Annotated in this window: 6 protein-coding genes; 3 read left to right on the top strand and 3 right to left on the bottom strand. The window is 73.2% G+C overall.

The features are described from left to right. Positions 1–164 precede the first annotated feature (164 nt). Positions 165–1199 carry a glycosyltransferase family 2 protein gene (locus tag ABZ836_RS30330; protein WP_361147570.1) on the bottom strand — a complete coding sequence of 345 codons (1035 nt, stop codon included), beginning with the start codon at positions 1197–1199 and terminating at the stop codon, positions 165–167. An 808-nt stretch (positions 1200–2007) separates the two neighbouring features. On the opposite strand from ABZ836_RS30330, the gene ABZ836_RS30325 reads away from it, so the two are divergent. Then, a complete protein-coding gene (locus ABZ836_RS30325) occupies positions 2008–3369 on the top strand; it encodes an LCP family protein (RefSeq protein WP_361147573.1) in 1362 nt (453 codons plus the stop codon). Positions 3370–3453: 84 nt separating this feature from the next. Here the strand turns inward: ABZ836_RS30325 and ABZ836_RS30320 are convergent, their stop codons facing one another. Continuing rightward, positions 3454–4002: an acyl-CoA thioesterase gene (locus tag ABZ836_RS30320; protein ID WP_356135409.1), complete on the bottom strand. Its 549-nt coding sequence runs from the start codon at positions 4000–4002 to the stop codon at positions 3454–3456. A 132-nt stretch (positions 4003–4134) separates the two neighbouring features. On the opposite strand from ABZ836_RS30320, the gene ABZ836_RS30315 reads away from it, so the two are divergent. Next, complete coding sequence (locus ABZ836_RS30315; RefSeq protein WP_356135411.1) at positions 4135–5439, top strand: LCP family protein; 1305 nt, start codon at positions 4135–4137, stop codon at positions 5437–5439. A 92-nt stretch (positions 5440–5531) separates the two neighbouring features. On the opposite strand, the gene ABZ836_RS30310 is transcribed toward ABZ836_RS30315, so the two are convergent. Next, complete coding sequence (locus ABZ836_RS30310) at positions 5532–6689, bottom strand: acyl-CoA dehydrogenase (RefSeq protein WP_356135413.1); 1158 nt, start codon at positions 6687–6689, stop codon at positions 5532–5534. Between the two features lie 238 nt (positions 6690–6927). On the opposite strand from ABZ836_RS30310, the gene ABZ836_RS30305 reads away from it, so the two are divergent. Continuing rightward, positions 6928–8280: a UDP-glucose/GDP-mannose dehydrogenase family protein gene (locus ABZ836_RS30305; RefSeq protein WP_361147565.1), complete on the top strand. Its 1353-nt coding sequence runs from the start codon at positions 6928–6930 to the stop codon at positions 8278–8280. Positions 8281–8624 lie beyond the last annotated feature (344 nt).

Here is an 8624-nt window from a genome sequence, read left to right as displayed (position 1 = left end):
GGCGGGCGAGCGGGTCTCGCAGCCGTTGCCCCCGTGCTCCCACTCGCCGAAGTAGTCGCCGCGGACGCCGGCCGAAACGTTTCGGCCGGGCCCTTCCCGGTGCTCCCCGTGCTCTCCGTGCGCTCCGTGCGCTTCGGTGCTCCGTGCGCCTGCGCGCCGCCGCGTCAGTCGGTGGCCGGGGTCAGCACGGCCGGGCGGCGGGAGGCGATGACCTTGCGGGCCAGCGACTTGGGGCTGGTGAGGAAGCCCCAGCCCCAGGACATGTGCATGGTGGCCAGCGCGACCGGGATCCGGAGCCGCGCCTTGAGCGGCAGGCCCTTGCCTGCCGGGACGGACCCGGCGACGATCGCGGCCAGGTAGCCGCCGGGCACCACGAACGCCCACGGGGTGAGCGCCACGCCCGCGACCAGGCCCGCCGCGATGGCGCACACGGCGGTCGGCGGGGCGAGGTAGCGCAGGTTGATGGAGCCCTGGTGGTAGCGGGCGACCACGTGCCGCCAGCGGCCGTAGTCCTTGTACTGCTTGGCCAGCGCCTTGACGCTGGGCCGCGGCCGGTAGGAGACCCGCAGCTCGGGCGAGAACCAGATCAGGCCGCCCGCCTCGCGGATCCGGAAGTTGAGCTCCCAGTCCTGGGCGCGGATGAACTCCTCGTTGTACCCGCCCTGCTGCTCCAGCGCCTCGCGGCGGAAGACGCCCAGGTAGACCGTCTCCGCCGGGCCGGCCGCGCCGCCGGTGTGGAAGGCGGCGTTGCCCACGCCGATCTTCGAGGTCATGGCGGCGGCGACCGCGTGCTCCCAGGCGTTCTCGCCCTCGGCGTGCATGATGCCGCCGACGTTCTGCGCGCCGGTCTCCTCCAGGAGGCGGATCGCGGTGGCGATGTAGTTCGGCGAGAGCATGCCGTGGCCGTCGACGCGGACCACGACGGGGTGGCGGGAGGCCCTGATCGCCGCGTTCAGGGCGGCGGGGGTGCGACCGGTCGGGTTCGGGACCGTGTGCACCCGGGAGTCCTCGCGGACGAGCTCTGCGGCGATCTCGTCCGTGCGGTCCGTGGACGGGCCGAGGGCGATCACGACCTCCATCTCGCCCGCGTACTCCTGGGCGAGGATGGCGCGGACGGCCTCACGGAGGTGCCGCTCCTCGTTGAGGACCGGCATGATCACGGACACGGCAGGAAGCTGCACGTCGGAATTGGCGTTCATCAGCCCTCACGTTACCGCGATCGGGGGACTGCGGCGCGCGCCGTCCCGCCGGGGGACCGGGCTGCAGATCGTATCGGCCTACCGTGCTCACGGAACGGATGGATACGGCCCGGTTCGCGGGCCGTCCACGGAGCCCCCAGGCCCTCTCCCAGGCCCTCGCGGAGGTGTACGTCCCTTGCCCGCCACACCGCCCCGACCGCCCGAACGACCGGACCCCCGGTACCGCCGGCCGCACCGCTCCCCGCTGCCCGGCTCCCCGCCTCCCGCGGGCACGGAACGGTCCTCCGCCGCCGCGCGGTCCTCCGCGCCACGGTCGGGGGCTCCGCGGGCCGGGGCTCCGCGGGCGGGGGTTCCGCGGGCCGGGGCCGCCCCGTCGGGGGTGGTCCGGGGCGGTGCGTCTCGCGGTGGTGGGACGCGGGCTCCCGAGTCCCGTGCGGGCGCTGCCCGGGCCGGTGGGTCCCGGGGTCCGGAGTCCCGGACGGGCGCCGCTCGGGCCGGTGAGGCTGGAGCCGGTGGGTCACGGGCCGGTGGGTCACGGGCCGGTGGGTCCGGGGCGGGTGGGTCCCGGCCGGCGCAGGGGCGGGGCAGGACGCGCGCGGTGCCGCCCCGGGCGGGCCGGGCGGGCACCCCGGTGCGCGGTGACGGGTCCGGCGGGACCGGGGCCGGGCGGCCGGCGGGCTACGGGCCGGGGCGCGGCCGGGGAGGCGGGGGCGCGGGCGGCGGCGTGCCGCCGCGGCGGACCGGAGGCGGCGCGGGAGGGGGACGCTGGCCACGGCGTCCCGCCAGGCGGCGCGGCTGGGGCGGACGCCTGGTGACCACCCTCTCCGTCGCCGTCCTGGCCGCGGCCGGCGTCGGTCACTCGGTGCTCACCGGCATCGACGAGGGCATCACCCGCGTCGACCCGTTCCGGGACATGAAGAACCGCCCGCACGCGGGCCACGGCACCAACGTCCTGGTGGTCGGCACCGACGCGCGCGACCGCATCACCCCGGAGGAGCGGCGCAAGTACCGCCTCGGGGGGCAGCCGTGCCACTGCACGGACACGATGATGGTCGTCCACATCTCCGAGGACCGGGACCGGGCCAGCGTGGTGAGCCTGCCGCGGGACTCGTTCGCGGTGACCCCGCAGTACACCGACCCGGACACCGGGGCCGAGCGGCCCGGGCATCCGGTACGGCTGAACGCCGCCTACGCGGAGGGCGGGCCGCAGCTCACCGTGCGGACCGTGGAGAAGATGACCGACCTGAAGATCGACCACTACCTGGAGGTCGACTTCACCAGCTTCATCCGCACCGTGGACGTGCTGGGAGGGGTCCGGATCTGCACCGTGGAGCCGCTGAAGGACTCGCACACCGGGCTGGACCTCCGGGCCGGCCAGCACCGGCTGGACGGCGGCCGGGCGCTGCAGTACGTCCGCGCGCGGCACGTCGACGCGGCGTCCGACTTCGGGCGGATGCAGCGGCAGCAGCGGTTCCTGGCGGCGCTCATCGAGCAGGCCACCTCGTCGGGGGTGCTGCTCAACCCGGTGAAGCTGAAGAACGTCGCGGGCACGGTGCTGGGGTCGGTGCGGGCGGACCACGGCTTCGGCACCGGGCAGATGATGGACCTGGGGCGGGCGATGCGGAACTTCTCGCCGTCGTCCTCGGAGTTCACGACCGTGCCGATCGCGCAGATGAAGTACCGGGCGCCCGGTGTCGCCGGGGAGACGCTGAAGTGGGACGACGCGAAGGCGCGGCAGATCTTCGCGGCACTGCGCGAGGACCGGCCGCTGGCGCCGCACGTCGCGAAGCGGCCCAAGGCGGTGCGGGTGCCGGTGGCGCCGGAGCGGATCCGGGTGCAGGTGGAGAACGGCACGATGACGCCGGAGCTCGGCCGGCGGGTGGACAAGGGCCTGGCGGCGACCGGGTTCGTCACGACGGGGTCGCCGGTGAACGCGGCGAACCGGGCGGTGCGGCGGACGGTGGTGCTGCACGACCCGCGCTGGGACCGGTCCGCGAAGTCGCTCGCGGCGGCGTTGCCGGGGGCGGAGGTGCGGGCGCGGCCGGGGCTGGGGCCGACCCTGCGGGTCCTCGCCGGGGCGGACTTCACGGAGGTCCGCAGGGTCAGGGCGGAGGACCCGTACCAGGGGGAGGACGGCGTCGTCACCGGCGACCAGGTCGTCTGCGAGTAGCTTCCCCTCCTCCCGGGCACCGGCCGGTGGGGCCCGCCGCCCTGCGGCTGCGTTCTGTGCGACCGGTCCGCAGGGCGAACGGGGTCAGTCGGCGAGGCCCGCGGCGGTGCGCTGTTCGCGGAGTTCGAGGATGGCCCGCCGCCGCGCGAGCCGGTGGCTGCGACGGATCTGCGCCTCCTGGTACCGCCGCCGGTCCTGCTCGGTCTCGGGAATGACCGGCGGCACCGGCCGCGGCTTCCCGCCCTCGTCCACCGCCGTGAACACCAGGTACGCCGACCCGACGTGGCTCAGCGGCACCGACTCGTTCCACCGCTCCGTGAGGACCTTCACCCCGATCTCCATCGAGGTCCGCCCCGTCCAGTTCACCTGGGCCCGGACGTGCACCACGTCTCCCACCCGCACCGGCTGGAGGAAGGCCATCTCGTCCATGGACGCGGTGACCGCAGGCCCCTCGGAGTGCCGCCCCGCCACCGCGCCCGCGGCGTCGTCGACCAGTTTCATGATCACACCGCCGTGCACCGTGCCGAGGAGGTTGGTGTCGTGGTGGGTCATGATGTGGCTGAGCGTGAGCCGCGTCGCCGACGCGGGCTTCCCGGGTATGCCGGAATCGGAGGTCAGGGCCTGTTCTGTCATGCCCTCCACCTTATGCGGGAATCCTGCACCGGCCCGATTTGCCCCGGTTCATGTGTCGGGTTCGCAACAGGCGGGCCCCGGGTTTTCCACAGGCCTTCTGAGGGTGCCGTCCGACCGTGCAGACTGTCGGGCATGAATGACTGGCCCCAGGGATGGTCCGACAACAGCCGCGGCAACCGGTACGGGCGCGGCAGCGCGGGCGAGCCCGAGCCCGCCCGCGTGATGCGCCAGGTCCGCCGCGAGCCGTCCGGCCCGCCCCCGGGCCGTCCCGCCGCGCCCTACGGCGACGTCCCGCGCCAGCCGGCCGCCCCGCCGTACGACGCCGGGTACGACCCGGGGTACGACAGCGGCTACAACACCGGTCAGGTCTACGGCGGCCATCAGGCCGGCCGCGGCGCCGGCGGCCCCGGCGGCGGTGGCTACGACGACGGCGGGTACGACGGCGGCTACCGCAGCACGCCGGACCGGGGCCGCCGGGTCAAGCGCACGGCGATCACCGTGGTCATGGCCCTGCTCGTGGTGACGGTCGGCACCTACTTCTGGGCCGACTCCAAGCTCCGCGAGGAGGTCGACCTCTCCAAGGTCATCGAGCGGCCGGAGGAGGGCGACGGCACCAACTACCTGATCGTCGGCTCCGACAGCCGCGAGGGCATGTCCGACGAGGACAAGAAGCGCCTGCACACCGGCTCCGCCGACGGCAAGCGCACGGACTCGATGATGATCCTGCACACGGGGAGCAACGGGCCGACGCTGATATCCCTGCCGCGTGACTCCTCGGTGGAGATCCCCAGCTACAAGGGCTCGGACTCCGGCAAGTTCTACGAGGGCACCGGCCGCCGGGTGAAGCTGAACGCCGCGTACGCCGAGGACGGCCCGGAGCTGCTGGTCCGCACCGTGGAGTACAACACCGGACTGCACATCGACCACTACGTGGAGATCGGCTTCGCCGGCTTCGCGAACATCGTGGACGCGGTCGGCGGCGTGGAGATGGACATCCCCAAGGCGTTCAAGGACAAGAAGTCCGGCGCCGACTTCGAGGCCGGCAAGCAGACCCTGAACGGCGAGGAGGCGCTGGCGTTCGTCCGCACCCGGTACGCCTTCGCGGGCAGCGACCTGGACCGGACGAAGAACCAGCAGAAGTTCCTCTCGGCCCTCGCCAACCAGGCGGCCACGCCGGGCACGGTCCTCAACCCGTTCCGCCTCTACCCGACGCTGAGCGCCGGCCTGGACACCCTGATCGTCAGCGAGGGCACCGGGCTGTTCGACCTGGCCTCGATGTTCTGGGCGATGAAGGGCGTCACCGGCGGCGAGGGCACATCGATGAACATGCCGATATCCGGCTCCAGCGGCGGCAGCCTGGTCTGGGACAAGGCCAAGGTGGAGAAGCTGGTCGATCAGCTGAAGAACGACGAGCGGGTCACGGTCAAGGGCAACTGAGGTCGCCCCCGCGGACGCCGAAGGGCGCCCCGGCCGTGCGGCCGGGGCGCCCTTCCCGTGGTGCGGCGAGCCGTGCGGCTGCGGCGCGGGTGCTACGGCAGGTTGCGCGCCATCACGATGCGCTGGACCTGGTTGGTGCCCTCGTAGATCTGCGTGATCTTGGCGTCGCGCATCATGCGCTCGACCGGGTAGTCACGGGTGTAGCCGTAGCCGCCGAGGAGCTGGACGGCGTCGGTGGTGACCTCCATGGCGACGTCCGAGGCGAAGCACTTGGCCGCGGCGCCCTGGAAGGTCAGGTCGGGGTCGTTGCGCTCGGACTTCGCGGCGGCCGCGTAGGTCAGCTGGCGGGCGGCCTCGATCTTCATGGCCATGTCCGCGAGCATGAACTGCACGCCCTGGAAATCGGCGATCGGCTTGCCGAACTGCTTGCGCTCCTGGACGTAGCCCTTGGCGTAGTCCAGCGCGCCCTGGGCGATGCCGAGGGCCTGCGCGGCGATGGTGATGCGGGTGTGGTCCAGCGTCTTCATCGCGGTGGCGAAGCCGGTGCCCTCCTCGCCGATCATGCGGTCCGCGGGGATGCGGACGTTGTCGAAGTAGACCTCGCGGGTCGGGGAGCCCTTGATGCCGAGCTTCTTCTCCGGCGCGCCGAAGGAGACGCCCTCGTCGGACTTCTCGACCACGAAGGCGGAGATGCCCTTGGAGCGCTTGGTGGGGTCGGTGACCGCCATCACCGTGTAGAACTCGGACTCGCCGGCGTTGGTGATCCAGCGCTTGACGCCGTTGAGCACCCAGAAGTCGCCGTCGCGCACGGCGCGGGTCTTCATGCCCGCCGCGTCCGAACCGGCCTCCGGCTCGGAGAGGCAGTAGGAGAAGCCGCCCTGGCCCTTGGCGAGCGGGGTCATGTACTTCTTCTTGAGCTCCTCGGAGCCGGAGAGGATCACCGGCAGGGAGCCCAGCTTGTTGACCGCCGGGATCAGCGAGGAGGAGGCGCAGACGCGGGCCACCTCCTCGATCACGATCACCGTGGCGAGCGCGTCGGCGCCCGCGCCGCCGTACTCCTCCGGGACGTGCACGGCGTGCAGGTCGTTGGCGACCAGGGCGTCCTGCGCCTCCTGGGGGAAGCGGGCCTCCTCGTCGACCGCCGCGGCGTAGGGGGCGATCTTCGCCTCGGCGAGGGCACGGACCGTGTCGCGGAGCATGGTGTGCTCCTCGGACGGGCGGTACAGGTCGAAGTCAGCCGATCCGGCCAAGGTCTCTCACGCTCCAAGGGAAGGAAGAAGAGGGAACGATGCAGTTAACTACCGTTTAGTAGCCGAATCCTAGGACGTTCCCGCCGCCGGGGCACCGGGAGGCTTCCGTGAGGTTGGCGACAGCGGTCACACCTGCCCGGGGCCTTCCCGTAAGGGCGGACGTCCACCCCCCGGTTATGCTCGGTCGGCGCGCAGCCAGCACGTGGACAGCAAGGACGTCACCCTTCAGGAGCACCCCATGGCCCTCAAGATCACCGTGATCGGCACCGGCTATCTCGGCGCCACGCACGCCGCGGCCATGGCCGAGCTCGGCTTCGAGGTGCTCGGCCTGGACGTCGTCCCCGAGAAGATCGAGATGCTGCAGCGGGGCGAGGTCCCGATGTACGAGCCCGGTCTCGAGGACCTGCTGCGCCGGCATGTGGCCGGGATCGAGGGGTCCTCCGGGCGGCTGCGCTTCACCATGGACTGGGCGGAGGTCGGCGCCTTCGGCGACGTGCACTTCGTCTGCGTGAACACCCCGCAGCGGCACGGCGAGTACGCCGCGGACATGAGCTACGTCGACTCCGCGATCGCCTCGCTCGCCCCGCACCTGCGCCCCGGGGCGCTGGTCGTCGGCAAGTCGACGGTGCCGGTGGGCACGGCTGACCGGCTCGCGGCCTACCTGGCGGCGCACGCGCCGGACGCCGCGGACGCCGCGGACGTCGAGCTCGCCTGGAACCCGGAGTTCCTCCGCGAGGGCTTCGCCGTCCAGGACACCCTGCGCCCGGACCGGATCGTGGTCGGCGTGCGCGGCAACCGGGCCGAGAAGCTGCTGCGCGAGGTGTACGCGGCGCCGCTGTCCGAGGGCACGCCGTTCGTGGTCACGGACTTCCCCACCGCCGAACTGGTGAAGACCTCGGCCAACTCCTTCCTCGCGACGAAGATCTCGTTCATCAACGCGATGGCGGAGGTGTGCGAGGCCGCCGGCGGCGACGTCGCCAAGCTGGCGGAGGCGATCGGGTACGACGACCGGATCGGCAAGAAGTTCCTGCGGGCCGGCATCGGCTTCGGCGGCGGCTGCCTGCCGAAGGACATCCGGGCGTTCATGGCGCGCGCCGGTGAGCTGGGCGCGGACCAGGCGCTGACCTTCCTGCGGGAGATCGACTCCATCAACATGCGCCAGCGCGGCCGGATGGTCGAGCTCGCGCGGGAGGCGCTGGGCGGCGGGCCGTTCCTCGGCAAGCGGGTGGCGGTGCTGGGCGCGACGTTCAAGCCGGACTCCGACGACGTGCGGGACTCCCCGGCGCTGAACGTCGCGGGGCAGATCCACCTGCAGGGCGGCCAGGTCACGGTGTACGACCCCAAGGGCATGGACAACGCGCGGCGGGTCTTCCCCACGCTGGGATACGCGGAGACGGCCGAGGACGCGGTGCGGGGGGCGGAGATAGTGCTCCACCTCACCGAGTGGCGGGAATTCCGGGAGCTGGACCCGGAGAAGCTGGGCGCGGTCACGGCGCGGCGGGTGCTGCTGGACGGGCGGAACGCGCTCGATCCCGAGCCGTGGCGTGCCGCCGGCTGGACCTACCGCGGCATGGGCCGCCCCGCCGCCTGACCCCCGCCGCCCACCCCCGGCCGCCCGCCCCGTCATACACGCGCCGCCCTGCGGGCCGCGGGCACCGGGCCCCGCGGCCGGCGCCACGTGACCCGCGGCGCGGCGCGGGGCGGAGGCGCGCGGCGCGGGCGGAGGCCGGGCGGACAGCACCGCCCTCTCCCCCGCCCCCTTCCCGGAGGGACGAGGTCCGCCGGAGCGCGCTGCGCGGGGCGACGACGCGGAACCCCACCGGCCCCGCGCACCCGGAGGGCACGTCGGGGGCCAGACCCCAGGACTCCACCAGCCGGAACAGCGCCACCTCGACCGCGAAGAGCGCGGGCTGCGTGTACACCGTCCGCGCCAAC

It is taken from the genome of Streptomyces sp. NPDC047130, from assembly GCF_040643475.1.
GTDB lineage: Bacteria > Actinomycetota > Actinomycetes > Streptomycetales > Streptomycetaceae > Streptomyces.
Note: the sequence above shows the minus strand (reverse complement) of the source record. Positions and strands in the feature narration are given on the sequence as shown.